The organism is Klebsiella sp. A-Nf5 (assembly GCF_002810545.1).
In the GTDB taxonomy this organism is placed as follows: Bacteria; Pseudomonadota; Gammaproteobacteria; order Enterobacterales; family Enterobacteriaceae; genus Klebsiella; species Klebsiella variicola.
The window spans coordinates 1-846 of record NZ_PIOG01000111.1; the positions used below are offsets into that span (position 1 = coordinate 1).

The window sequence follows — 846 nt, forward strand, 5'->3', positions numbered from 1 at the left end:
TACAATCCCATCCTTTTCCAGTTGCTTAAGCTGCTGTATGAGCATCTTTTGATTTACACCCTCGATCCTACGTTCAAGCTCAGAAAAGCGCAGTGGGACTTTAGCGGCGAAAAGCTGGCATAAAATTATTGTCTTCCATTTACCTTCAATAATCTTCAGTGCTTCGCTGGTAACCTGCGCCCATACGAGTCGTTGTTCAGGTTCATCACAACGCCAATCTCTTTCCATACTTACCTCCAGGTAAGCAACCCACTATTTTGTAGGTTCTTGTCGTTATCACAGTATGGGATTAGTGTACACCCTATTGCTTACAACTTCAGGAGTTAAATATGAAAATCGGCGTAATTGGTACAGGCAATATTGGCGGTACGCTTGCACGTAAGTTAAGCGAAGCTGGGCATGAGGTAAAAGTGGCAAATTCACGCGGTTTAGACGCTGTAAGGAAATTTGCCAGTGAAATTAACGCAGTGCCGGCGGACATTCATGGTGTAGTTACTGACATAGATGCCGTTATTCTGTCAATTCCATTCCCGGCGGTGAGTAGTCTGCCTGATGGGCTTTTCTCGGGTTTACCTCCACATGTCCCTGTCATTGACACGAGCAACTACTATCCAGGTCTGCGTGATCCGCAGATTGCTGCGCTGGATGAAGGTCAGACGGAAAGTGAATGGGTTCAGGAGCAGATTGGGCATCCAGTTATCAAAGCCTTCAACAATATACTCGCCGACTCTCTGGCAGGACTGGGACTACCTGAAGGGAGCCGCGGTCGCCTGGCAGTTGCAGTAGCAGGAGATCATCCAGACGCAGTACAGGTCACGATGACTCTGGTTAATGATACCGGCTTTG

At 47.6% G+C, this 846-nt stretch carries 2 protein-coding genes; one reads left to right on the plus strand and one right to left on the minus strand.

The features are described 5' to 3' along the window. Positions 1–228, minus strand: a 228-nt coding sequence (locus tag CWM53_RS10965; protein WP_133124348.1) for a winged helix-turn-helix transcriptional regulator, incomplete at its 3' end; no start/stop codon positions are given. A 101-nt stretch (positions 229–329) separates the two neighbouring features. On the opposite strand from CWM53_RS10965, the gene CWM53_RS10970 reads away from it, so the two are divergent. Then, positions 330–846: NADPH-dependent F420 reductase (locus tag CWM53_RS10970; RefSeq protein ID WP_100750791.1), on the plus strand; the 517-nt coding region annotated here is incomplete at its 3' end.